The 23,657-nt window shown below is 33.7% G+C and carries 23 protein-coding genes; 19 read left to right on the top strand and 4 right to left on the bottom strand.

Going from position 1 to position 23,657, the window contains the following annotated elements; genetic code table 11:
- The first annotated feature begins 16 nt into the window (after positions 1-16).
- The 4 genes from ACQY22_RS03935 (at position 17) to ACQY22_RS03950 (ending at position 3,394) form a co-directional block, all read left to right on the top strand.
- On the top strand, positions 17-1,384 hold the full coding sequence (locus ACQY22_RS03935) for a PEFG-CTERM sorting domain-containing protein (protein WP_428325234.1): 1,368 nt from the start codon (positions 17-19) through the stop codon (positions 1,382-1,384).
- 264 nt (positions 1,385-1,648) lie between these two features.
- Positions 1,649-2,932 (top strand): metal ABC transporter solute-binding protein, Zn/Mn family, encoded by a 1,284-nt coding sequence (locus tag ACQY22_RS03940; RefSeq protein WP_428325235.1) that lies wholly within the window; start codon positions 1,649-1,651, stop codon positions 2,930-2,932.
- On the top strand, positions 2,929-3,165 hold the full coding sequence (locus ACQY22_RS03945) for a hypothetical protein (RefSeq protein WP_428325236.1): 237 nt from the start codon (positions 2,929-2,931) through the stop codon (positions 3,163-3,165). The genes ACQY22_RS03940 and ACQY22_RS03945 overlap by 4 nt, the downstream gene beginning before the upstream one ends.
- 31 nt (positions 3,166-3,196) lie before the next feature.
- A complete protein-coding gene (locus tag ACQY22_RS03950; protein WP_428325237.1) occupies positions 3,197-3,394 on the top strand; it encodes a hypothetical protein in 198 nt (65 codons plus the stop codon).
- Positions 3,395-3,409: 15 nt separating this feature from the next.
- Here the strand turns inward: ACQY22_RS03950 and ACQY22_RS03955 are convergent, their stop codons facing one another.
- Complete coding sequence (locus ACQY22_RS03955) at positions 3,410-3,793, bottom strand: CopG family ribbon-helix-helix protein (RefSeq protein ID WP_428325238.1); 384 nt, start codon at positions 3,791-3,793, stop codon at positions 3,410-3,412.
- A 125-nt stretch (positions 3,794-3,918) separates the two neighbouring features.
- On the opposite strand from ACQY22_RS03955, the gene ACQY22_RS03960 reads away from it, so the two are divergent.
- Both ACQY22_RS03960 and ACQY22_RS03965 read left to right on the top strand, forming a co-directional pair.
- Positions 3,919-4,638: a metal ABC transporter ATP-binding protein gene (locus ACQY22_RS03960; protein ID WP_428325239.1), complete on the top strand. Its 720-nt coding sequence runs from the start codon at positions 3,919-3,921 to the stop codon at positions 4,636-4,638.
- Positions 4,639-4,670: 32 nt separating this feature from the next.
- Positions 4,671-5,459, top strand: coding sequence for a metal ABC transporter permease (locus tag ACQY22_RS03965; protein WP_428325517.1), 789 nt, complete (start codon positions 4,671-4,673; stop codon positions 5,457-5,459).
- On the opposite strand, the gene ACQY22_RS03970 is transcribed toward ACQY22_RS03965, so the two are convergent.
- Positions 5,449-8,232, bottom strand: a complete 2,784-nt coding sequence (locus tag ACQY22_RS03970) for a virginiamycin B lyase family protein (protein ID WP_428325240.1) — start codon at positions 8,230-8,232, stop codon at positions 5,449-5,451. The two genes, ACQY22_RS03965 and ACQY22_RS03970, sit on opposite strands and share 11 nt — an antisense overlap.
- Before the next feature lie 93 nt (positions 8,233-8,325).
- On the opposite strand from ACQY22_RS03970, the gene ACQY22_RS03975 reads away from it, so the two are divergent.
- Entirely contained in the window at positions 8,326-8,964 is a 639-nt protein-coding gene (locus ACQY22_RS03975) for a hypothetical protein (RefSeq protein ID WP_428325241.1), read from the top strand.
- 13 nt (positions 8,965-8,977) lie between these two features.
- On the opposite strand, the gene ACQY22_RS03980 is transcribed toward ACQY22_RS03975, so the two are convergent.
- Positions 8,978-9,850, bottom strand: coding sequence for a PEFG-CTERM sorting domain-containing protein (locus ACQY22_RS03980; RefSeq protein ID WP_428325242.1), 873 nt, complete (start codon positions 9,848-9,850; stop codon positions 8,978-8,980).
- 58 nt (positions 9,851-9,908) lie between these two features.
- On the bottom strand, positions 9,909-10,748 hold the full coding sequence (locus tag ACQY22_RS03985; RefSeq protein WP_428325243.1) for a CFI-box-CTERM domain-containing protein: 840 nt from the start codon (positions 10,746-10,748) through the stop codon (positions 9,909-9,911).
- A gap of 111 nt (positions 10,749-10,859) precedes the next feature.
- Between ACQY22_RS03985 and ACQY22_RS03990 the strand changes: the two genes are divergently transcribed.
- From ACQY22_RS03990 to ACQY22_RS04045, 12 genes are all read left to right on the top strand, one after another.
- On the top strand, positions 10,860-12,569 hold the full coding sequence (locus tag ACQY22_RS03990) for a peptidase (protein ID WP_428325244.1): 1,710 nt from the start codon (positions 10,860-10,862) through the stop codon (positions 12,567-12,569).
- 33 nt (positions 12,570-12,602) lie between these two features.
- Entirely contained in the window at positions 12,603-12,809 is a 207-nt protein-coding gene (locus ACQY22_RS03995) for a hypothetical protein (RefSeq protein WP_428325245.1), read from the top strand.
- Positions 12,766-14,361 (top strand): peptidase, encoded by a 1,596-nt coding sequence (locus tag ACQY22_RS04000; RefSeq protein ID WP_428325246.1) that lies wholly within the window; start codon positions 12,766-12,768, stop codon positions 14,359-14,361. The genes ACQY22_RS03995 and ACQY22_RS04000 overlap by 44 nt, the downstream gene beginning before the upstream one ends.
- Before the next feature lie 63 nt (positions 14,362-14,424).
- On the top strand, positions 14,425-14,817 hold the full coding sequence (locus ACQY22_RS04005) for a hypothetical protein (protein ID WP_428325247.1): 393 nt from the start codon (positions 14,425-14,427) through the stop codon (positions 14,815-14,817).
- Complete coding sequence (locus ACQY22_RS04010) at positions 14,810-15,310, top strand: winged helix-turn-helix transcriptional regulator (protein ID WP_428325248.1); 501 nt, start codon at positions 14,810-14,812, stop codon at positions 15,308-15,310. Before ACQY22_RS04005 ends, ACQY22_RS04010 begins: the two co-directional genes overlap by 8 nt.
- 1 nt (position 15,311) lies before the next feature.
- Positions 15,312-16,535, top strand: coding sequence for a peptidase (locus ACQY22_RS04015; protein ID WP_428325249.1), 1,224 nt, complete (start codon positions 15,312-15,314; stop codon positions 16,533-16,535).
- 79 nt (positions 16,536-16,614) lie between these two features.
- Complete coding sequence (locus ACQY22_RS04020) at positions 16,615-17,994, top strand: hypothetical protein (RefSeq protein ID WP_428325250.1); 1,380 nt, start codon at positions 16,615-16,617, stop codon at positions 17,992-17,994.
- Positions 17,995-18,066: 72 nt separating this feature from the next.
- A complete protein-coding gene (locus tag ACQY22_RS04025) occupies positions 18,067-19,089 on the top strand; it encodes an AAA family ATPase (RefSeq protein ID WP_428325251.1) in 1,023 nt (340 codons plus the stop codon).
- 9 nt (positions 19,090-19,098) lie between these two features.
- Positions 19,099-19,971, top strand: coding sequence for a DUF58 domain-containing protein (locus tag ACQY22_RS04030; protein ID WP_428325252.1), 873 nt, complete (start codon positions 19,099-19,101; stop codon positions 19,969-19,971).
- Positions 19,972-20,922, top strand: coding sequence for a vWA domain-containing protein (locus ACQY22_RS04035; protein ID WP_428325253.1), 951 nt, complete (start codon positions 19,972-19,974; stop codon positions 20,920-20,922).
- Complete coding sequence (locus ACQY22_RS04040; protein ID WP_428325254.1) at positions 20,897-22,264, top strand: hypothetical protein; 1,368 nt, start codon at positions 20,897-20,899, stop codon at positions 22,262-22,264. Before ACQY22_RS04035 ends, ACQY22_RS04040 begins: the two co-directional genes overlap by 26 nt.
- Positions 22,261-23,595: an FxLYD domain-containing protein gene (locus ACQY22_RS04045; protein WP_428325255.1), complete on the top strand. Its 1,335-nt coding sequence runs from the start codon at positions 22,261-22,263 to the stop codon at positions 23,593-23,595. The genes ACQY22_RS04040 and ACQY22_RS04045 overlap by 4 nt, the downstream gene beginning before the upstream one ends.
- Positions 23,596-23,657 lie beyond the last annotated feature (62 nt).

Consider the following 23,657-nt stretch of genomic DNA (forward strand, 5'->3'; position numbering starts at 1 on the left):
CTGGGTAAGATTTGAGATGATGTCAATTACAAAATTTTCAATATTGGCATTGGCAGCTTGTTTGTTGTTTCCTGTAAGCAGTGTCTATGGTCATGGATTGGGAATTGATACCATATCCTCAGTAGATGTTGCTGGAAAAGAAATCTCAATTTCTGTAGAGATGCCAATGTATTTCGAAAATGAGCAAGAGCAAATCACAATCACTGCAACTGACAAAGAGACAGACGAGCCTGCAAAAAATGTGACATTTCTCATTGGGTTGTTTCATAGCAATGAGATGATTTTCAGAAATTACTTTTTCACAGAAAATGGTGTTTTACCAATAACTGTATTGTCCCAGCAAGGATATGATAATTTTGTAATTAATGGAGAACAAGACTCACTTTTAGGAGCATATCATGGAATTGAATCATCTCCAATAGAGATTGCCGGACCTGTTTTTGATTCAGGTGGATTATTTACTTTTGAAATTGAAGTCAGAACAATTGATGAGCCAACAAATATCATAGAAGATTCAGGCGTATATCGTGCCGATTTGACACTTGTTGAGACTAGTTCTCATCCACAAAAAGACGCTGAAGGAAATGGTGTTGAATTTAGAATGAAATCCTATTTTGACAAAATACAAAATTTCCAGTATGATCCTATTGCAAAAAAAGTAACTTTTGAGATGCCTTTTGATTGGAGTGAGGGCAGCATGTCTCACATTCCAGTTGTGCACGAAGAAGTACATTTTCCTAAAGATTTTGTTGAATTTTTGACTCCTAGTTATTCTGGATACGCAAATGGAATTGAATTATTCAAGGCTTCAGTATCCATTGATGATTATACAGAAGAAGATGAAAGAATAGTTCACTTTGTTTTGTTACAGGATCATCTAAGATTTATAAAAAATGAAATGAAAAAATCTGATGAACCTCTACCTGACAATATTGTTTTTACTTTAACTACAAATGACAAACCATCTTTTCCATTGGAGGCATTTACAAAAAGTGAGGACTTTAAGGTCAATTTGTCATGGGATCCTATAGACCTTGAACCAGGAGTTGAGACAAACTTTGTTTTTACCATTAGAGATGGATGGACAAACGAACCTCTGAGAAACTCTGACTATACATTTGTAATTATCCAAAATGGTCAAGAGATACATCGTGTATCTGGAGTGGCACAAGTTGGTGGTGAATTTGAAAAATACACCTTTGCTGAAGATCAAACAGGTCCTACAATAATTAAATTTGAAAACATACGAAACACTGGACAAGAAACTGAATTTGGAATGGTAGTTGCACCTGAATTTGGTACTATTGCAATTTTGATACTTGTTGTTTCTTTAATTGGAATAATATCCGTTACTAGAAAACGTAACATTTTTGCTTTCAATTAGTTTATTCTATTTTCATTTTTGATACAGAATTCTGTTTTTCCATTATCATTTACAACAATGTGACAATCACATGTTGGACATTTTACAATCTTCGACATATTTCATTTTTGAAATTTTTTGTATTTATTGAATTTCCTATGATTAATAATATACAAAAATTTGTTATTAAACATCTTAATAATTTTTAATAATTATCTGAGTTTAGAATATAGATAGTTATTAAGAATTTACAGGTTTATTAATAACAATTAAAGCATTTCAGGCATGAAAGGTTCACAAATTGCAGCAATTGGAGGTGGAATTGCAGCAGCAGTAATTATTGCTGTATTTCTGACAGTAGGTGAATCACAAAATGAAGTGATTTCAACTGAATCACAAAATGAAGTTACTTTAATTGAAGACAAATTTCTAGTTTATACAACATTTTTCCCATTGCATCAATTTACTCAAAACATTGCAGGAGATACTGCAGAAGTTAAGACACTCATTCCTACAAATGGTGATCCACATGCATTTGAGTTGGGACCAAAAACAATTGTTGATCTATCAAAAGCAGATATGCTAGTTTACAATGGTGTTGATTTTGAACCATACATAGATGAAATCAAATCAGCTCCTGATTTTTCACATCTTATACTAGTTGATTCTTCAGAAGGAATAACTTTTCTTGAAGGCGAAAAACATGATCATGGTTCTCATGGTGGAGATGAAGAACACGATGAGCATACTGAAGAATTTTTAGAAGAAATTGCACACACAATAGAAGAATTTGAACATGGTCACATTACTGAATCACAAACTATTGAATCCATTAAACAAATTTTGAGTGAACATGAAGGTGATGGACATGGACATGGTGAAGGTACGATTGAAAATATTGAAATGTTACTACATGAAATTGAAGATGGACACATGGAAGGTCCAGAAGGAATAGAGAAAATCCACCATTTAGTATCTGGTGAAGATGTACATGATGAAGAACATGAGGATGTACATGAAGATGAACATGAACTTGATCATGTTTATGATCCACACGTTTGGCTTGATCCGTTATTGGCAAAAAAACAGGTAATGAATATCGCTTTCCACATGGCTGAATCTGATCCTGAAAATTCAGAAGTGTATCTTAGCAATGCTAAATCTTATTCTGACCAATTAGACACACTGGATCAAGAAATTAGAACGCAATTATCCACCTGCAATAAAGATACGTTTGTACCATTCCATAATGCATTTTCGTATTTTGCAGAGAGATACAACCTTCACACCCTTGCAGTAATACAGGAATTCAGTCCTGAATCTCCTGTAACTGCAAAGGACATTGAAGAATTAATTCACTTTGCTGAAGATAATGACATCAAGTATTTCTTTACAGAAGAAAATAGAAATCCTAAACTATCTGAAAGGTTGGCATCCGAATTGGGTGGTGACATTCTACTGTTTAGCCCATTAGAGTCACTTGCAGAAGGAGATAGTCCCAACACAACATACTTTGATAAAATGAGATCAAATGTTGATAATCTCAAAATTGCATTAGAGTGCTCTTGACAACTCACATTCCAAAACCTGGAGATTGGAAGATTCTAGGACTTGTTAACAATAATTTGACTTGGCTTGCAATCAAACCTGAAGCAAAATTGTTAGTGTTTGCAGGCCATCAACATCTTGAGACATATCATTTTGAGAAAGGTGCAAGAATTTCATTCAAGTCCGGTGAACATGGACAAGAACTTCATGTAGAGCCAGAAAAAGCCATTACAAAACGGACGGCTGTAGCATAATGCTGGGATGGATTGTAACAAAGGTGATAATTTGAAAATAAAAAAATCTGATAAAGATGAAAAAATTGCAAATGAGCTTAGAATCGAAATAAATGACTCTTCATCTACTCATAACAACAATTTTGCAATAACTCTAAAATCAATCAATATTGATGTTGATAATCTACTTCCTATGGCAGAACAGTGGATTACTGATCATAAACAAAAAGCGTGGCTTGAGAAAAAATAAATTGTATACTTTTTGTCAAATAGCTACCAGTTTGACTGTATCCATGTTTTTATTTGTCTGAAAATCTTTTGTCATAATTGAAACTTTTTCTGCATCTCCATCAATTACAAAAAGCTCCATGCATTTTTCTTTCTCAATTTTACTGTGAAGATGAGTTGTAATGAGATCTTCAAAATTATGAGTTATACCTGAAACAACATGATCATATTCATCATTGTGTACTACCAAAAGAATTGCATGAATATTGCCAGATAAATCTGACTTTTGTTTTTCTTCTGTAACAAATGCTCTAATTCCTGCTCTAATTGCCTCTGACCTTCCAGAGAACCCCATTGTTGATTGTAACTTGTCTAGCTCAGAGAGAATCTCGTCATTTAATGAAATTGAAACAATTGGCATACATCTAATGTTATTAATTATCTTATAAGTTTAGTAGTTAAAATTATTATAATTTTATAAATTTATTAATAATTCGTGCATTACTTGAGCGTGAACACACTGAAGAATATCACAGGAGTATTGATTTGAAAGTAGTAGAAATCAAAGATCTTACTGTAAAGTATCCTGATGTTAAAGCACTTGATAATGTAAGTTTTGAAGTCAATGAAGGGGATTTTCTAGGAATCATTGGTCCAAATGGTGCAGGAAAATCTACATTGTTTGCTGCAATGTTAGGTCTTCATACTGACTATGAAGGAACAATCAAGTTTTTTGGCAAAGATATCAAACAATCAAAAAACTATCTAAAACAAATTGGATACGTTCCACAAAAACCAATTTTTGAAAAAAATTTTCCTGTTACTGTAAAAGATGTAGTTCGAATGGGATTACAAAGTAAATCTGATGCCGACAGAATTGATGAGATTCTACAACAGTTATGGATCCATGAATTAGGTGATAGAAGAATCGGTGAATTATCTGGTGGCCAACAACAAAGAGTCTTTATCGCAAAAGCTTTGGTTCACAAACCAAAATTAATGATTCTTGATGAACCTGTGACGGGAATTGATCAACAAAGTATTGAATTATTTTATAGCATATTACGAGAATTAAATTCTAAACAAAATATTACAATTATCTGGTCATCTCATGATCTTGATGCTGTTAATCAGTTAGCAAATCATGTAGCTTGTCTAAACCGTACACTGTTCTTTCATGGAGAATCTGAAGATTTCTTTTCAAACGATGATCTTGTCAAACAATACTCTGAAGCTTCAATGCAGGAACACATGCATCATCATTAATCATGTCTTTTGAAATTCTAACATACGGATTCATGCATAGAGCATTAATTTCTGGCATTGCCATTGCAATTCTTTGTTCTGTTGTTGGTTTGTTTCTTGTTCTAAGAAGATATTCATTATTTGGAGATGCAATTGCACATGCTTCTTTTGGTGGTGTTGCCGTTGGTTTGCTTGCAGGAGTTTACCCACTTTGGACAGCCTACATTGTTTCAATTGTCAGTGCATTAGTTATTACCAAAATTAAAGACCGATTCAACATATCTGGGGATGCCTCTGTAGCCGTGCTTTTGTCCTCAGGAATAGCAGTTGGACTCGTAATTATTGGATTATCAGGAGGATTTACGCTTGATATCTTTAGTTTTCTGTTTGGAAGCATACTGCTGGTAAGTGTTGATGATACTATTCTCGTTTTGTTCTTGACAGTTGGAATTCTGACTGTAATTACATTACTGTTTAGACAGCTAATTTATTCTACTTTTAATGAAGAACAAGCCAAAGTTAGTGGAATTCCAGTTGAAAAAATTAATTATCTAATCGTGTTTATGGCTGGAATTACTGTTGTTACGTCGATTCAACTAGTTGGTGTCTTGTTAATTTCAGCATTGTTTGTAATTCCAAACGTTTCAGCAATAATGTATGGTAAAGGATTCAAAAAAACTGCATTGATTTCTGTTAGTTTTTCAGTATTTTCTGTTGTTGCAGGAATTTTCATTTCGTATATCTTTGATATTACTCCTGCAGGAACAATTGTTTTAATTTCAATTGCATTACTTGCAGGTACTATGGGAATAAAATCTGCTGGTTTGCTTTCTAAGAATTAATCAAATCGTTTAGTCTTCTTTTGTCTTTAATGCTCTTCACATAAAACAAAGATGTAGCAAGAATTCCTAACGCAACTAATGGTGATGCAAGTTCTGTATACTTTAACTCAAATCCTCCTGATGATTGAACTTGTGATGCAATAACTGGAATCTCTGTCATCTTTATTGTTCCAATTTTTCCTGTTTGTTGTTCTACAAACCAGACATTGTTATCATCATCTGATGTCATAAATTGCACAAAGGATGTTTCTGATGGAACTGGAACCTCAATCAAATTATTGTTGTCAGGATCATATGCACCGATACTGTCTATGGTGTGTTGCGCAAACCACACATTTCCATATCTATCAAATGTCATGCCAAATGGCAGTGCTTCATTATTAGGCACAGTAATTCTTTCAAATGTCTCTAAAACTGGATTAAATCTGGTAATTGCCAAGCCTGTATGCTCTGCTATCCACACATTTCCTTCATCATCAAAGAGTAATGCTTCTGGTCCTAGTAGTGGAGGATCATTTGAAAATTGAGTAATGCTGTTATCTTTTGGATCAATGTATCCAATGTTTCCTGCACCAGTTGTTGTAAACCACACATTTCCATCTACATCAAGTTCTAAAGCATATGGGAAGTTTTCTTTTCCTGGTAGAATGATCTCTTCAAATTCATCACTTTCTGGTATGTATTTTACAATTCTATCTTTGTTAAAAATTGCTATCCAAATGTTTCCATCAAAGTCTGCTTTTATGAAAAGTGGAAAGTTGTCAAAAATAACAGGATCAAATTTTGGAAGTGTTTTTGTTGTAATCTCTTTTGTTTGAGGATCTAAGAATCCAATTTGGTTTCTAGGCTTGTCTACAAACCAAATTTTACCGTCTTTGTCTTGAGTAAGAAATGTAGTATTTACTCCATCAAATGAATGTGATGTAAATTCTTGAGTTTCAAGTGAAAATTCCCACAAACGTGGAGTTAATCCATCGCTTATCCAAAGTGTATCTCGTCCATCATACAATGGGAAGAGTGGTTTTGATTCTTCAGGTATTTCGTATTCAATAATTTGTGTTTGAATGTTTGTTAGTTTTGGTTTTACTAGTAAATTCAATAGTTTTGATTCATTTGCATTCTCAGTTCTTTGTGCTTCCACTTCAACTAACCATTCTCCTGAAAATCCAAATGTCATCTCTCCTTGGAATTCTATTGGCCTATTTTCATCCTGTTTGATAATTTCCATTGGAACTTCTATTGGTGAGATGTTCTTTGATGGATTTGATACCTTGACTTTAAGCTGGTCTGAATCATAGAGTGGATTTCCTTCAAAGTCGCTAACTTTGACTAGAATAGTGTTTGAGCCGCTTGAAAATGGCGAAATATCGATATCAAATTTTGTGTTCTCTGTAAATTCAATAGTTTTGAATCCGTAGATACTTTCCTGTGCGTCAACTTTTTGGATTTCTCCTGCTGGCAATGTTCCATTTGCAAGCAATGCCACTACTCCCAAAAGTATGATTCCTAATGCAGCATCTACTTTGAGTGTTCTCTTTAGTTTTTTGTGTACAGAAATTTTTCCTGATGAAAATTCTTTTTCAGCATTTTTTTGTACTTTGAATTGGAAAAACCACCCTAATCCCACCATTACTGCTGCAATTGCTATTTTGATTATGATTAATTGACCATAAACTGATTCAGTAATCATTCCTACATCGCTTTCTAAGAACCACATCAATGTTGGCCCTGTAATGATTACGATTCCAACTGCAATGATGAATGCAATAGAGAATCTAGGAATGAGTACTAGACTCATCTTTTCTCTACTTGATTCTTTTAGTTGTGAAAATGTTGGAAGTAGTGTAAAAACAAAATAGAAAATTCCTCCAATCCACACTGCTGCAACCAAATTATGTATGTAATCTAATACTAGTGGAGTTGTTTGTCCACTGGCTGCACCGTGTCCAATTAGACTTGTTGTAGATATTAGTACAAGTGATACTGCCAACATTGCAATTTGACTTTTCTTTGATAGTTTCTTCTTCCTGTCAACTCCAAACCAAATTCCTAATAGGATTATTGTTACTATCATTCTGATTAACCAAATATTACCAAAATCAGTTTGTATTGCATCAATTGGCGATGTTTCTAATCTGATTGTTTGAACTGCAATCATCAAAATATCTGAAATAAAAACCAGAACAAGTCCAATCCCTGTAACTGACATGAACTTTCTATGGTGGATAGATTGAATCTTTTCTAATTCTTCTCTTATGGATTGTTTATTTTGTGTGCCCCAAATTATGAGAGATGCAATTACTGCTCCTAACACAATTGTTTGACCTACTAGTCCTGGAAATCTTGCACCAGCTTCAGGCAAAAATATGAGTTCAGATGGTTGCTCTACACCAAGAAGTGAAGGATCAATTACAACATCACCAACTGCAAACAAGAATGCACCAGGAACAAGATGTCCATCTACTTTAGAGAGAACTTTAGTTGAAACAGTATAAACTCCATCTTCTAATGGTGGTGTTGTAACAATGAGAGATAATTCTCCTTCATAGTAAGCTGTATCTTTATTGTCTATCTGATTTCCATTTGTGTCAAATACTTTGAGTGAACTAAAGTTAATGTCAATTGCTTCTGAAAAATACACAATTACTTCAGATGTTCCAGCTGGAGAATTAGATGTTAGACTTGGAATAGTTTCTTCAGTATATGGATGGGCTGCTGCAAATGGAATTGAAATAAATGACATCATTAACAAAACAATTAGAAATTTTTGCATTTACTCTTCAGGGCAACATTGATAATTTAAACAGTTTTCACAGATTCGAATTTTGTACCAATTCACGTAAAGATAATAACGTGTAATTGTAAAATGATAGTAGTGAAAATCGCAGTTTTTGGTATTATTGGTTTATTATTCTCTTTTGGAATGATAGCACCATCATTTGCACACACTACTGTTCATGTTGAGCAATATGAAATTGAAGCAGGTTGGGGAATTGAACCTCCAATTGTAGGTATTAGAAATGATATTGTTTTCAAAATTATAGAACGTGGAGAAAATGAAGGCACGTATTCAGGAATTACTAGTGCATTCAAGGGTGTTGATACGACTGTAATGTTTGGTGGTGCAACAAAGAAAATTGATATAAACTCTGATCCTAGACCTGGATACTATTTTTCACCAATTATCCCAACTAAAACTGGAACTTATCAAGTAGAACTCAAAGGAGAAATTCGAGGTATTCCTGTTGATATTAAAATTCCAATTGAAGATGTAGAGCCTACCGCGGTCTTGGATTTCCCACCTTCAAGTAGTGAAGGCGCTGCTGACGTTGCTGCTCTAAAGAATGCAATCTCCTCATTGCAGCAAGATGTTTCTAAACTAAAGTCTGGTGAGGTGGAAGTAACTTCTGATGGTGGTGCAGCATATGACTTTGCAATATTTGGATTATCCATTGCCGGTGCAGCTATAATCTTAGCGATAATTGCTTTAGTAAAAAGAAAATAGAAAAAGAGGATTCCTAAAATCTTGGAATTACTCTAGATTTTGCAGTGACTGCTACGATGCTTATGATTGCAACAGCTAGTATCATCATTGCGATTGTACCAAATTCTGGGACAACGTTTGTAAATACTACTTCTTCACCAATTGGTCCTGTCTTTTCGTCAATACCATAACCTTGGAAGGTAATAGTAATGTCTACTGGGTCAGAAGAACTTAGTGGTGCTGTTGTGTGCATACCTGTGCCTTCATGATGATGTGCGCCTTCATCGTTTAGTACTTCTTCACCGTCTTGTGTAACCATTATGTCGTGGTTAACATGTTCTGCATCTGCGAACTCAATGGAGATTTCCATTGCTTCACCTGCAGTTGGTGCTGAAGCCCAAATTGAAACCATTGTACCATCAGATAGCATACCTGTTGCGGTTGCATCACCTTCTGGCATCATCATCATTTCATCACCATGATCATCACCATGATCATCTTCAGCAGCTCCGACTTCTTGTACTATGATTGTACCTATCATCCAAGGATGAACCATACAGAAGTAAGGATATTCACCTACAGTATCTGGACTCCATTCAAATGAACTTCCTGCCATAAGCAAGCTGGTATCAAAGATACCATCTGGTCCATCACTTGGATTTCCTGAAGTGTATGTGTGTGCTGCAGTGTCAGTGTTTGACATGATTACAACACCACCAACATCAACTGTTGCAGTGGTTGGAATGTAACATCCATCTGCGGTTTCTTCACAACCTGGTGCACCAGATCCATCTGCTGGTACGATTGTGACTTCTGAATGATCTGCATATGCAGCTGGTGTTGTTGCAACTAATCCAGCTACCATTGCAAATAGTACGAAGAAAGAGCAAATTGCTATAGTCTTCATTAACCAGTTTACTCGGCCAGATACATAAAAACCTCACTGGAATTTTCAGATATAGAATCTAGTTTTTTCTAAATTGATATAATTTTACAATTCCAACTACAGGAATTCCAACATACATTCCAAGATTTAGGAGTACTATAGAGATGCCATAACCCAACATCTCTTGCTCTGAATCAATATCTACATGATTTAGTATTGATAGTGATGATAACATTGGAGTAAGTGTTACTTTCATAACTTCTTTGAATAATGGTTGCTCTCTTTCAAAGTCTGCAACAGCAGGTGAGAATGAATAATAGAATTGATTAAAAGTTGTCATAAATGCAATTCCTGAATTTGTTTTAAGAACAGTATTGTCTCTAAGTTCTCTTAATTGTTGTACTTGTGGTGCAAGTTCTGAACCAAATGTTGCAGTTGCAATTAAGCATCCGCCGTTTTCACTACCGTTATCGCCATTACCTTCACCGTTGTTTTCTTCTGGTGGTGTAATTGGTTGTGCATTTGCTTCACCTACTTGAATATCAAAAGATACAGTTTCTCTTGGAATTGGTTGGAATAATATTCCTTCAACCTCAAAGTCCATTGAATACATTCCTTCGCCAAGGTTAAACTCTATTGGAATTTTCACAGAGCCAAGAGAAGTATGTGTTAGTGGAATTGGTCCAAACACAGTTTCACCATCTTTTGAAACAGCTACTGTATAGTCAATATGTTCTTGAACTTTTTGAGTTTGCGGATTTATGAAATCTATGTTAATTTTAGTTTGAACACCTGGTTCAATTGGATCATATGTTAATTTTACATCCAAGGTATTCTTGTCTGTAGGTAATGTTTGAGTTTCAGCAAATGCTGGAACCATTAAAAGTGGAACAAGAAGTAATGCAAACAGAAATTTCATACTGGATGTTTTTGAATAATAAATAAAAATCATACCCCAATTCTTAAAAAAAAATATCACGCATAGAAATACTCTGCCAGCTTTAAATATGGAATTGACACAATTCTATCATTGTACCATAAGTTTGCTTTATTCATCACAATTATCGGAATTTTCACAATACCTGCATTAATTCCTGATGTCTTTGGACATGGTCTTGGTGGGGATCAAGCTCCTCCAATATCATTTGGTGATATGGAAGTAACTGTTAGTACTCAACTAAGTCCATCTGATATTACTGTGGGTGAAATTAACAATGCAAACATGCAGATTCGTTTCTTTGATACTTTGACTGATACCAATCTTGACAAAGTAACCTATAGAGTAGAAGTCTGGCATAGCGGTGAACTTTTGGCAAGAAACTTGTTTTATGATTTGGATGGACGACTAGATGTAAAACTAACGCCAAAAGCTGATTGTACTGAAGAAAATCTTCATCAATGCACTGTCTATTATGGTTCAGAACATGTTAGCGCTCCTGGTGCTCTATTTGTACAGGGTACAGAATGTAATGATGATAATCTGGATATGTGTGCAAGACCGGGAATTACAGGTCCAATTTTCTTAGAAGGTGGATTATACCAAATTCGTGTTGATATTGAAGCTGCAACTAGTCCAAAATCAATAGTGGCAGAGTTGTTAAGCTATGATACTTTTGTTAGCATTGCACAAGATCAAAACTTTATGGTTCAAACTGCTAATGCAGACATTCCTGTTGTAGTCAAAACATACTACGACGAGGTTAGTAACTTCCAATTTGATCAATCAGATAATTCAATTTCGTTTGACATGCCATTTGACTGGAGTCCAGATTATGTCGATTTGGTTCAAGTAGTTCATGAAGAAGTTAGAGTTCCAAAAACATTTGCACCATATGCAGAAGGTAAACAATTCAAAGGATATGTTAATGGTATAGAGGTTGATCAAAGAGCATTACTAAATGACCCATATTCATATGATGATACTAACATTGTTCATTTCCTAATTACTAACCAAGAATTACAAAGAATTAACGAAACATTAGGTGAATCAAATTACGATAATAAACAAATGGATTTGAAACTAGTCCCACTTAGTGCAGTTGAAAAACAATCCACTGAATTTTATCTAGTAGATACTGCAAACTATGAACCTGTTCCAACTACTGTAAACATCTCATGGGATGGAAGTTATGGTGCAGGTGATGAAATTCCATTTGAAATTACATTCTTTGATGAAAATAGAGAACTTATTCGAGATATGAGATATGTTGTATCATTTATTGATGAAAATGATGAAGTCCTAGAGACATTTTTGGGAGATGACCCACAAATACCAGGTATTGTTGCCACTGAAGGAATTGATGTAAAGAAAATCTATGTTCCATCACAAGGAGTATACCGAATTGATGTTAGAGCTTTGGGCACTGGATTAGTATATGATGAGACTTATGCAGGAATTGGTTCAGCAATAATTGAACTTGGACCTAGCTTAGGAACGACTACAGAACCACAAGCACAACCACCTGCAGCCATCCCCTCTTGGATTAAGAACAATGCCGAGTGGTGGGCTGATGGACAGATAGATGATGGTTCATTTGTACAAGGGATTCAATATCTAGTCGAAGAAGACATTCTACAAATCCCTCCAACATCTCAAGGTGAAGGTACAGGTTCTAATGAAATTCCTGCATGGATTAAGAACAATGCAGGTTGGTGGGCAGAAGGTGCAATCGATGATGACTCTTTCATTCAAGGAATTCAATTCTTGATTAAAGAAGGAATCATGAAAGTTCAATCATAGGTTTTTAAATAAATTCAGTAAGGTGATAATGTAATGAAAGACATCAATGACGTCATGCCAAAAGTTCCTAACATGAGATGGGGTGCATTGATGAACAAAGCTCCAACTAGTGAAAAAGTTGAAGAGATGAACAAAATTTTCCCTAGCAATGGAAAATGGCATACTATCTTTGAGGAAAAAGACTCTGTTACAATTGATGGAAAAGAAATCCGTAAAAAAGATCCAAACAAGTGGACATAATTTGAAAAATCTATTCCTATTACTTTTACTTCCATTGTTGTTTGTATTTACTTTTGATAGTGTGTTTGGTCACGGAGTTGGCAGTGAAACATTTCCTCCTGTAAATCTTGATGGAAAACAAGTAACTGTAGAAGTTTCTTCATCACAAAGTGATCCTGAAGCAGATGATGATCAACAAATCTCTATTTCTTTCATTGATTTTGATTCAAAAATTACCTTACGTGATGTTACATTTCACATAAAATCTGAGAAAGGAAACCAATTTCTCTTTGAACAAGAATTCAAGGCAGATAATGGTTTTCTAGTATTCAATTTTGTTTCAGAAGAAACTGATTCTATTATCATCGAAGAAGAAACTGGTGCTAACATCTTTGGTTCATTACTAGGACTAGATAGTAGACTGATTCATGTGAAGGGTCCAAAACTCAGTGAGGGTGGATTGTACAAATTTGATATCACCATACTTACTGCTGATGGCTATTCAAAAACACTTGATGAGCCACTAGTATTCAATGCAGGAATTTCTATTGCTCAAACCTCTAGACATGATTTTGTTGATCCAAACTTTGGAGAACAAAAATTTGATGTAATTACTTACTATGATGAAATCTCTGATTTTGAATATGATCCTGCTTCAAAAGAAATAAGCTACTCTATGCCTTTTGAATGGAGTCATACAAACATCAACCAAACATCAGTTGTTCATGAAGAACTAGTTATTCCAAAAACCTTTGGTGATATGCTTGTGTCTGGATTTACTATGTACATTAATGGAGTGCAACTCTCTGAAGACATATCTACAATAGATGATTTCTTTTCTGATGGTCGTGTAGTTCATTTTATCATATATCAACAAGAATTACTCAAAGTTCTTGAAAATGGCTCAAATGAAAATGGTATGAATTTTCTAATTACTCCTAATAGAGATTATCCTCACATGAGTTCAGTTACTGAAAATGGACAATTTAGAATTCTTGCATCATGGGAACCTGAAAATCTGCAATCTGATGATGATGCAAAAATATTATTTGATGTTACTGATGTTTTCTTGAAAAACAAACCTGTTTCAACAAATTATGAATTCTCTGTTACACAAAATAACAAAGTCATTTATCAGCAAAGTGGAACAAGTACTGATTCAAGAGAAGAACATAACGTAGCAGAGTTTGTGATTCCACAAGATGTTACAGGAATTGTCAATCTGAATTTTAATAATTTAGATAATAATGATCTTGCAAGAACAACAATTCCAATTGTAATTGACAGAGTTATCTCTCAAAAAGAAATTGCAATTCCTGATTGGATTCGAAATAATGCACTGTGGTGGTCTGAAGAACAAATTGATGATAATACATTTGTTCAAGGAATTGAGTATCTCATCAAAAACAAAATTATCTTAATTCCACCAACACAACAAGAAGATTCTTCATCTCAAGAAATTCCCTCATGGATTAGAAACAATGCAGCATGGTGGGCTGCAGAACAAATTGATGATAACACCTTTGTTCAAGGATTGGAATATTTGATTCAAAAGGGAATCATTCGTGTTTGATCGCTATCTATTCGAGAATTGAACCAGTCGGTTTAAATGAATAATTAAGAAAATTACACTACTTTGTTTAGGCCTGAAAGAATAGTTGAAAAAAAGTCTACATTATTTTCAATTGTAGTTACAGGAGTAGTTGCAATTCTAGCTTTACCAATTATCATTCCTCATCTATTCCATGGATATCATTTAGCACACATTATTTTGCACGTTGGAGGAATCTCTTTGGCCGTATTCATTACAGTTCTTGCAGTATTTGCGTATTACAAATTAAGAACAAAACGACTCTTGCTTAGTGCAATTGCATTTGCCAATTTTATTGGAGCAGAAGTTGTATTGCTAGTTGATGCCACATGGCCAAACGTGTTTGATTTTGATATAATGTCAATTTCAGAAGTAGGACATTTATTGACGTTTGTTACATTGGGACTATTAGCGTTAGGAGTGTTTAGAAATGACTGATAGAGATTCACAAATTCAAGAAATTATTGAAAAAAACCCAGGTATCCAATTCCGTGAAATCATGCGTTCTTCTGGATTAAAAAATGGGGTTCTAAGTCATTATCTAGATAAATTAGAAAGAAATGGAGTTATCAAAGCTGATCGTGGCCCACGACAAGCTAGATTCTATCCTCCACAAATTACTGAAGACGAATCAATTGTTATCAAAGCATTAAGAAAACAAACTCCACGTGATTTGTTACTTGCACTAGTCAAAGAAGATGGTTTAGAGTTTTCTCAATTAGTTAAGGATGTAAACAAATCCCCATCAACCGTATCATTGTATTTGTCACAACTAGTAGATGACGGACTAGTAGAAACCAAAGTTGTTCAACTCAAAAAAAGATATCATATTAAAGTCAGAGACTTGATAGATAAACTAGTTGAAGACTATAGACCAAGCCTACTTGAAAAACCAACTTCTGGATTCGAAGATATCATTAACTCTTTCTAGAGTGTATCCGCCGCAAACTCTTCTGTTACTAGGTCTTTTCTCAATTATTTTATTTGCTCCTAGTCTAGCTTCTGCTGAAGTTTTTGTTCCCTTACATGAGTATCTGGGTTATTTTGATTCAAATGGAATCTATACTGTAGTTGGTAATGTAAAAAATGAAAATAATTTTGCAGTAATTCCTACAATTACTGTATCTGTAATTGAGAATTCCCAAACAATTTCAAAAACAATTAAGCATGTTCCGTTAGCTGCTGGAACTGAAATTCCATTTAAGATAAAATTCCCTGAAATAAAATCAAATACTCCAATTCTAGCTAACCCTGAATTAACTTTTGAAAAAACAATTACTCATGAAATTCCAATTCAAATTATTTATGATAAAACACTAATCAAACATGAAGATGGTCATATCTCAGGAAAAATTCAAAACACAGGAAGTGAAACAATCCATTTTCCAAAAATTTTTGCAGTGGTTCATGGTTATGAAAAGGTCTTAGATATCACTCAAAATATAGAGTACATTGAAAAAATCGAGCCTGGAGAAATTTTAGATTTTACAATGTATCCTGATCCTTCCATAACTGAAGATGTTTTTTACTATAGTTGTTTTGCACCAGTTGATACTACTGTAATTCCTGTAACTACAAAGAAAAATGGTGGAGATTTTGATTTTAGATATGATTCAGGTGCATGGTACTCTGCTGCAAAGTTTGATGAATCTGGAACAACCATGACAATTCGAGGATACAATAGTTATCCACTAGAGACATATGCAAATTTTGAATTTGCTCCAATTTCTGGAAATGAAAAATTTTCTGTTACGCTTAATGATGAGCCTATAGAATTTATCCAAAGTATTGATGATATGGGATTCTGGCACGTTGCATTTACAGTTGGGCCTCAATCTCAAGGTGTTTTGACGATTTCAGGCTTTGATAAAGGATTACCTCCTGAGCTTCCTACAATTCCTGTTTGGATAAAACAAAATGCAGATTGGTGGGCAACTCAACAAATTTCTGATTCAGAATTTTTAGAAGGAATTGATTTTCTTTTTGAAAAACAAATTCTATCTGTTCCAACACGTGAAGTAGTTTCTGAATCTCAATGGAAGATTCCTCAATGGGTACAAATTCCTGCAACTTGGTGGTATCAAGAAAAAATTACTGATGAACAATTCTTAAACATAATTGAGAATTTAGTTCAACGAGAAATTATTGTAATTTGATCTATATAGTTTACAGTGATTTACGAGTACAATAAAACATCTGTTTGTTATGTAAAAAATATAATCGCATCTCATATGTTTGGCAGTTGTACCACATGTATTGATTCCCCTAGAAAATCAATCCAAAAACAGCTTTAGAAAATATTCTTTATTATCACTAACAGCTGTTTTTGTATTGATTTTTGCATATTCCCCAACTCTGGAATCATCCTATGCATCTATGGAGGATGGTATTTTGTCAAAATACACTGCAAATGGCCAATACAAAATTGAAATGAAGTGGTCTCCCTCTGGTGAAATTAAACCTAACATCGACTATTCCTTTGTCTTTCAAGTAAAAGATGCCCAAACTGATACTCTAATTAGTAATAATTCCTTTAATCTAGAACTCACTCAAAACGGAAAATCTATCAATACTCTCACAAAAGAGTTTGATTCAAGCCTATTTTCTAAAAAATTCAATTTTCAGGATTCAGGCGTAATTTCCTTCATTCTGTCTGACATTAATCATTCTGATCAGGACGTAAAATTCTCAATGAAATTAGATTCAGAACCAACTTCTCTTGCTGATAGTAATGGATTTACATCTGTACGTAAAGTTGACGCAAAACCTGTAATCTTTGCATGTGGATTTGAAAAGAATGCAATAACTCTTCAGAAATGTTATCAAACACAAACCTATGATGACTATGGATGGTTTGGAAAAGTAAACTTTTTGATATACGCACCAGGTTGGAATGAAGATCCTGATAAAGTTGAGTCTATTGGAGGTACAGAGGCAGATAAATTACTATTAAGTTCACGTTCAGATAATCACCCTCATCAAGATCTTGGAATATGTAATGGATTTGATGAAACAGGAGCTGACACTGGTTTATTTGTTGGTCGTGTAAAATTAAGCGGACATGATCATGATGTAAATGGAGATGGAATTGTAGATACAAAGTTTGGATCAACAAAATGTTCAAACTCTCCAATTGATGAATATGGAAAAATTGAAGCAGGTAGAGAAGGCTCTGTTACACTATCTTGGCAATATCAAGATGATCCTGTAAAAGTTGTTACAAAAAGTATTAACTTTCATTGGAATGTAGGTGAACTAAACTTTTCACAAGAACAATATCATGTAGATGATACCGTAGAGTTTACATTCTATGATAGAGACATGTACAAAGTAGCTGAAAAAGAATTTGATTTGAACTTTAAAGTATATTCTGATACTGATAGATCAGGAGTTGTAATTCAAACAGGACAGAATTACAAGTTTAAACATCCCTTTAGTTTCACTATGAATACTGAAGAAACTGTAGGAAAATCATTACGTGTTTCAAATGGAGATACAATCTATGTTCAATATGATGATTGTACAATGCCAAAGGCCACTGATGAATATGGATTCACCTATTCAGATGACCATTGTGTAGAAGTAATTGAGAAAGCCACAGTCTATACTTACTGATGCCTATGATATACTGGTACATCTTTCGAATGAACCAGTCTGATATTTATCCAGAAAACGGCATTCTACGACATGGCACTTAGAGAGAATCACGTAAACTATTCGGTATCAAATGAAGATATCAAAAAGCTAAGTGAGCAATCTCAAAAATATGCTGATAAACTAAAAGCAGTTTTTGATGAATCTCACAAAGTTGTGATTGGTCAACAAGATGCTTTACAGGAAATTCTCATTTCAATAATTTCTGATGGACATGTACTTTTGGAGAGTGTTCCTGGTCTGGCAAAGACATTGATGGTAAAGACAATGGCGCAAATTTTCAATGTTGATCATGTTAGAATTCAATTTACACCAGATTTGCTTCCAGCAGATATTTTGGGAACAAAAATTTACAAAAATGCTTCAGGATCTTTTGTAACACAAAAAGGTCCAATATTTCATAATTTTGTACTTGCTGATGAAATTAATCGTGCCCCACCAAAAGTTCAATCAGCATTATTAGAAGCAATGCAAGAAAGAACTGTCAGTATTCATGGAGATACATTTGAATTAAAAAAACCATTTTTAGTTCTTGCAACACAAAACCCAATTGAAAATGAGGGAACATACAAACTTCCTGAGGCACAAGTTGATAGATTTGCTTTGAAAATTTTAATTGATTACCCTTCAAAACAAGAAGAACTTGAAATCATTGAAAAGAATTCATCTGAACAAGAAGATAAAGTAAAAACAATTATCAGCCCTGAAGAAATTTTAGAAATTCAAAAATTCAATGAGAAAATTTATGCTGATAAAGTAGTTACAGAATACATTGCAGATATTGTAAATGCAACGCGAACTCCAAAAGACTATGATCTAGATTTAGAAAACATGATAGAATTTGGAGCATCTCCTAGAGCATCAATTTGGTTAATGAGAACTGCAAAAGCAAATGCTATGCTTAATGGAAGAGGCTTCATTATTCCAGAGGATGTTAAAGCTGTTGCACATGAGGTTCTCAGACATAGAATAATTTTGACATTTGAAGCAGAAGCAAATGGAATTACCTCTGATAAGGTAATTGACTTTGTTTTAGAAAAAATCAATCCGCCTTAGGTTTAGGCCATGACAGAACTCACAGAACTCTTGAAACAGGTAAAAAACCTGGATATCAAGACCAAAAATCTAGTTGAAGGCATGGAATCTGGTGCCTATCGGTCCAGATTTAGAGGTGGAGGCATTGAGTTTTCTGAAGTCAGAGAATATGCTGCAGGTGACGATGCACGAAGAGTGGATTGGAATGTTTCAGCCAGATACAATGATCTTTTTGTAAAAGAGTTTGTTGAAGAAAAAGAGCTTAACGTCTATGTTGTAATGGACATGTCTGCAAGTAATGATTTTGGTTTTGTGAAAAGTAAAAAAGAACTTGGATTTGAGGTAACAGCTTCATTGATGTTTTCTGCATTAAAAAATAACGACAGAGTTGGATTGGGACTTTTTACAGATTCTCTAGAACAGTTTGTTCCTGCAAAAAAAGGTAAAAAACACATGATGGAAATTTTAAAAAAATTATTAAAGTATACTCCAAAAAGTACACAAACAGATATCTTTAGATCATTATCAGAACTACAAAAAAATCTAAAACGCCGAAGTGTTGTATTTGTTGTTTCAGATTTTATGTCAGATTCATTTGTAAAACCATTACAATATCTAAAATTAAAACATCAAATTGTTTTAGTAAATATCTCGGATATTCGTGAAACAGAGATTCCTCAAATTGGTCATGTATATTTAGAGGATGCAGAATCTGGAGAACAAATCCTGGTGAATACTTCTGATAAAAAATTTCAAGAAGAGTATTCTAATTTAATCAAGAAAACAAGAGAAGAAAATGAATATGAAATAAAGAAACTGGGAGTTGATTTTTTGAATCTTTCAAATGAAGAACCATTTGATATTACATTTAATCGCTATATTCATTCTAGAAGGAGAAAGTAAATGGAAATTCATTTTGAATATCTTTATGCACTACTTTTGCTTTTGATAATTCCTGGATTGTATGTTCTTTATTCAAAATACAATTCTGAGAAAAAAGATTCAATCATGAAATTTAGTTCATTAAAAATTGTAAAAAAATCTGTCATGGGCAAAAACTTTCTGCGAAAACATTTGCCATTTGTTTTAATGATGGGTATTCTTGGATTGGCAATAGTGGGACTCGCAAATCCTCAAATTCCAACGTTATCTGTTGAAAATGGCATCAATTTGAGCATAGTTTTAGATGGTTCTGAAAGTATGGCCGCCACAGATTATGAGCCAACACGCCTGGATGCTGCAAAAAACGCCATAAATAATCTGATTCAGAAAATGGGGCCTCAACACAATGTAGGCGTTGTACTCTTTGAATCAGGAGCCACAACTGTTTCTTATCTTACACCTGATAAGGAAAAATCAGTTAATGCAATTTCATCAATAGAGCAAGGACTAGGTGCTACTGCCATTGGAGATGGACTTGCACTTGGAGTAGATATGGCTTCATCAATTCCTGACAAGAAAGGTGTAGTGATCTTACTTAGTGATGGAGTACATAATTCTGGATTAGTAACACCAGAAGAAGCAACAGAATATGCAAAAATCAATGATGTTCAGATTCATACAATTGGATTAGGTTCAGTTGAACCTGTATTTTTACGAGATGATATCTATGGTGAACCACAATATGCAGAATTGGATGAAGAAACACTTGTAATCATTGCACAACAAACTTCTGGAAATTATTACAAATCACTTGATGAGCAAACACTAAGTGAAATTTTTGTAAATCTCAGCTCTAATCTTGCTTATGAAATAGAATATTCTACAATAAGAGATTGGTTTATAGCTGCTGCAATTGGATTATTGTTAATTGATGCTTACATAATTTATGGTAGGTACAGAATTGTCGCATAACTCATTATTTTTTAGCAAAAAAATTATTGGAATTTTCTTTTTATTGCCTTTGATAATTATAAATCCTGCATTTGCAGAATCACCAGAAATTCAAATGGATTGGTTAATTGAAGGTCAACTTGAAGAAGAAAGTGTTACAACACAAGAAGCAGAAATAGTTTCAAATTATGAAGAACTTGTAGTTGAAAATGCAGAACCTGCAAAACCAATCTATGATAAATTCATTACTGGTAACAAATATTCCGTTGGGGATCACAAAATTACAATTGATTCAGAAGAAGGTCAAATTCTAAATGGAATGTTAATTGAACAACGAGATCTTAGGCAAGAAAGTTTCGAGCACAAAATTAGATACTATGATAGATTCTCTGATGGATATATCGAAATTGCAGAAGCTTTACTAGATCCAATTGGTGATAGTAAATATCTGATAAAAGGCCAAACATTTGATTATAACCCTAATTCAAACTTGGAGCTTTTTGTACTTGAGCGTGGATACAGTATGGATAATTTAGCAGCTATTCCAAATGATATCTTTACTCCTAAAGAATTCACACTTGGTAGACAAATGATGGATGATGCCATGCGTAGTGGTGAAGGTGAATTTGATCTAAGAGAATATTCTCCAAACTATCTATTGCTGACTAAAGAACAAATCCAAGAACGAATGAATGATGCATTCTCAGAACAGACTTTGCAACTATTTGATGGTATACTATCTGGCGAACAACTTCCACCTGGTAAATTACCTGATACTGGTATTGCTGTTTCTGCACCTACAAGTGAACCAGAAAACATATTTGATAATTTCAAATTTGAAAAACCAAAATTCGAAAACACAAGACACATACGTGATTCACTACAGACTAATCCATTCCAAGTAACTGCACCTACATCAAACATTGAAAACATTTCATTGCTTTTGATTATTCCAGTGTTTGTTGCATTAGCAGTATTTGGATATCTCTTACGCAAGAAATTATCTGAAAGAAAATCTGAAGAACCACTATTACAAGTGTCAATGCCTCAAACAGACTTTAGAGAATTAACTCAACAAATGATAAGTGAATCACAGAGTTTGTTTGAGAACAATCAAAGAAAAGAAGCATTTGAAACACTCAGTCAAGCAATTCGATATTACTATTCACAAAACATGGAAATTTACAAAGAAATGACAAACCATGAATTACTAAGTGTACTTAATGAATCAAAATCAAATGCATACGATAAGGTAAGAGATTGGTTGTTGCTTTGTGGAAGTGTAGAATATGCAAAATATGATTCCAGTGATGCTGACTTTAGAGATACACTATCAAAGTTCTCAAAGGAGATTTCTATATGATGAATCTCAAAATCAGCTCATTATTTGCAATTGCTGTTATCTTACTTGCAATTTCACTTCAAAGTTCAGCTTTTGCCAATACTTCTGAGGCAAGTGTATTTCCTGATTGGGTAAGACAGTCCATTTCTCTCTGGATAGATGGGCAAATTTCTGATTCTGAATTTTTAGCACTAGTTCAAAATGTACTTGATAAAAACATCTTGCCTGATGAAATAGAATCTCAAGAAATTCTAAAGAATACTGCAAAAACTGTAATTCAGGATATTCCTGAATTATATGAAGAAAAAACTTCTGAATTAATTCCATATTGGGTTAAAGACAGAGCAGAATGGTGGATTGATGGAAAAATAAGTGACTTGCAATTTCTTAGAACAATACATTATTTGAGAGAAGTTGGATATCTAGAATACAATCCTGAACAAAGTATTTTCTCAAATGATGAAACATTCCAATCTAGTCTTGAAAAATATTTGTTAGATGATAAAGAAATTTTGAATATTATAAAAGAAACAAAGTGGAGATTGTTTTCAACTGAATATGAATTTGAAGAAAAAGAGAGCGTTGTAGATTCTGTTAGAATTACATTTAATGATATTACTAGAGTATACGAACCAATTTTTTACAAATTCAAGGTACCTACATTGACAATGCAAATAATTGAATTTAACAACAAAAATGATCTAGATAACTATTGGAACTCTTTTGAAAATAAAGACAAAGTGTTCGAGTCTGCATATCTTAGTGGAAATCCAAATGAAAATTCTGAATGTCTATTTAATTATACTTCAGAAGGTGCATTAACATCGTGTATCTATGAAAATTTCATAATACATGTTATCATATTTGATCAACATAATGAACACTACAATTATGACACCTCTAATCTAATCTTAGATGAAAACGAGCCTACAACTAGATTTATGAATGAAATTTTGAAAAAACTTGCTTTTTACAAAAATGATTATGTAAACTCTCAACTATATGATGTGCTTCAAGGTGATATTCAAGAAAATACTCTTCAAGATTTTTCTAATCCAATTCAAACTGTACCAAAATCTATTGAACCAGAAAAATCTGCAATTCAGGGAGTAGAAAATTTTTCATGTGTACGTGACGATTTTGGACTAGTAACAATTTCAGGTCAATATCATAATGATCATCTAAAACGATCTCAAGTAGAACTCACAATATCATTTTTGGATGCTAAAGGTAACGTAGTTGGAAAAACTAGTACCACTTTTACCGATCTTCAGGAATTTGAATCAAAAAGATTTGTAGGTCATTCAAAATGGAATGAGTATTTCCATTCCTGCAATATTGAGGTAAAATAATAGATCTAATGGTACATTTATCGAATGAACCATTCTCATTATATTCAAAACAAGGTTTTACA

Source organism: Candidatus Nitrosopumilus sp., from assembly GCF_965263415.1.
Classification (GTDB): domain Archaea; phylum Thermoproteota; class Nitrososphaeria; order Nitrososphaerales; family Nitrosopumilaceae; genus Nitrosopumilus.

Coding starts and splice junctions, on each gene's coding strand:
- ACQY22_RS03935 (WP_428325234.1), top strand. CDS start 17: ATGATGTCAATTACAAAATTTTCAATATTGGCATTGGCAGCTTGTTTG.
- ACQY22_RS03940 (WP_428325235.1), top strand. CDS start 1,649: ATGAAAGGTTCACAAATTGCAGCAATTGGAGGTGGAATTGCAGCAGCA.
- ACQY22_RS03955 (WP_428325238.1), bottom strand. CDS start 3,793: ATGCCAATTGTTTCAATTTCATTAAATGACGAGATTCTCTCTGAGCTA.
- ACQY22_RS03965 (WP_428325517.1), top strand. CDS start 4,671: ATGCATAGAGCATTAATTTCTGGCATTGCCATTGCAATTCTTTGTTCT.
- ACQY22_RS03970 (WP_428325240.1), bottom strand. CDS start 8,232: ATGCAAAAATTTCTAATTGTTTTGTTAATGATGTCATTTATTTCAATT.
- ACQY22_RS03975 (WP_428325241.1), top strand. CDS start 8,326: ATGATAGTAGTGAAAATCGCAGTTTTTGGTATTATTGGTTTATTATTC.
- ACQY22_RS03980 (WP_428325242.1), bottom strand. CDS start 9,850: ATGAAGACTATAGCAATTTGCTCTTTCTTCGTACTATTTGCAATGGTA.
- ACQY22_RS03985 (WP_428325243.1), bottom strand. CDS start 10,748: ATGAAATTTCTGTTTGCATTACTTCTTGTTCCACTTTTAATGGTTCCA.
- ACQY22_RS03995 (WP_428325245.1), top strand. CDS start 12,603: ATGAAAGACATCAATGACGTCATGCCAAAAGTTCCTAACATGAGATGG.
- ACQY22_RS04000 (WP_428325246.1), top strand. CDS start 12,766: ATGGAAAAGAAATCCGTAAAAAAGATCCAAACAAGTGGACATAATTTG.
- ACQY22_RS04010 (WP_428325248.1), top strand. CDS start 14,810: ATGACTGATAGAGATTCACAAATTCAAGAAATTATTGAAAAAAACCCA.
- ACQY22_RS04025 (WP_428325251.1), top strand. CDS start 18,067: ATGGCACTTAGAGAGAATCACGTAAACTATTCGGTATCAAATGAAGAT.
- ACQY22_RS04030 (WP_428325252.1), top strand. CDS start 19,099: ATGACAGAACTCACAGAACTCTTGAAACAGGTAAAAAACCTGGATATC.
- ACQY22_RS04035 (WP_428325253.1), top strand. CDS start 19,972: ATGGAAATTCATTTTGAATATCTTTATGCACTACTTTTGCTTTTGATA.
- ACQY22_RS04040 (WP_428325254.1), top strand. CDS start 20,897: ATGGTAGGTACAGAATTGTCGCATAACTCATTATTTTTTAGCAAAAAA.
- ACQY22_RS04045 (WP_428325255.1), top strand. CDS start 22,261: ATGATGAATCTCAAAATCAGCTCATTATTTGCAATTGCTGTTATCTTA.